Genomic DNA, 1497 nt, shown 5'->3' on the forward strand with positions numbered 1-1497 from the left:
GCAAAGTGAGGAAAAGCCTTCTACTTATAAGACAGTTGGACAATATGATGTCACAAACTATGAAGAAAAACCATTTTATACAAATCCAGATAAACCTCAATGAGTACGTAGTTACATACGTACTCATTTTTGTATGCTGTGATACGTCTTTCCATTTCATTTTTAGGTTCTTTTCAAAATAGTTGTCTCAAGATTATAGAAAATTATGACGTTTACTTAATGAATTGATATATGTAATAAAACTTTTAAGTGCAAAATTTATGGCTTATTGAACAAATAGAAAAGTTATTTTATAGTTAATCAGAGATGAATAGAAAGGAGAATTCAATGTCAGAAAAAAATGAACGACTGGGCATAAAGCTTAACAGAGAGAGTGTCATTGCCCTAAAAGAATTGAAGAAGATTTTTTATGGCGATTCAGAGATACCTATATCAGATGGTTTTCTCATAGGAGAAGCTTTTAAAAAAATTGAGCCAGTAGTAAATCAAATAGATTGGGAATTACTCAATGATAAAAAAACTTCAGTGCCTGGCATTACAGATAACAAAGATCCACAATTTGAAAGCATGAGAACAACTTTAGCAATTGATAAAACGGTATTCCAGAAGATGAAAATGCTACAAGAAAATCTGATTAAAGAAACAAGAGGAAGAGTATTCTTTTCATTTGTTGTAAAATCAGTGTTGTTCGCTGCTATTTTACAACATAATAATGATCTAGAAAATTTTATAAAAAAATAAAAGTGTTAATCATTGACTAACACAATTGTTGAATGTTAATCTTTAAGTGAGATATCACTCTCACTTATTTTTTGCCCTTTCAAATGTTAGTCAATGATTAACACCTGGATATTACTGATATATCCTATAAGGATGCACCTTATGTAACGAAGTCGAAAATAAGTACAATCAAATGATTCAGAAAGGATGGAAATATGGGTAAGTTAAAGACATTTTCTACTTCTAAAGACGAAGAATACGAAGAATTGAATGATGGGCAAGTGATTATGTTTTGTAATTCGAAAGGAGGATCTGGTAAAACGACGAACGCATGCATGGCTGCTTACGAATTTGCTACATTAGGAAAGCGTACTTTATTAATAGACTTGGATTCACAAGCCAATGCCACAGATATCATGATGCAAACCCATAGACAAGCGCATGCCACGGACATTATCATTCAAAAAAGCTTCATGGATGCCATAAAAACTGGGGATTTAGAGGATTCTATCTACCATATTATCGAGAACTTAGATTTGTTGCCTCACAATGACCAAATTATAGATTGGGCAGATACGTTGCCTTTACAAAATAAAAGTGAGGAACTCTGGTACTTTTCTGAGCTCCTACAAAAGATTAAATTTAAATACGATATTATCGTCATTGATATCCCTCCAACAATTTCTATTGTCACAGATGTTGCGCTGTGTGCCTCAGATTACGCTGTTTTTGTTGTACAGACGCAAAAACACTCGCTAGAAGGCGCAAAAAAGATGT

At 32.7% G+C, this 1497-nt stretch carries 2 protein-coding genes; both read left to right on the plus strand.

The window, feature by feature from the left end:
- Positions 1–327 precede the first annotated feature (327 nt).
- Positions 328–741, plus strand: coding sequence for a hypothetical protein (locus QI30_RS20230; protein WP_126992147.1), 414 nt, complete (start codon positions 328–330; stop codon positions 739–741).
- A gap of 194 nt (positions 742–935) precedes the next feature.
- On the plus strand, positions 936–1497 hold a 562-nt coding region (locus tag QI30_RS20235), incomplete at its 3' end, for a ParA family protein (RefSeq protein ID WP_148113938.1).

Origin of the sequence: Candidatus Kurthia intestinigallinarum (assembly GCF_003991225.1) — a bacterium.
In the GTDB taxonomy this organism is placed as follows: domain Bacteria; phylum Bacillota; class Bacilli; order Bacillales_A; family Planococcaceae; genus Kurthia; species Kurthia populi.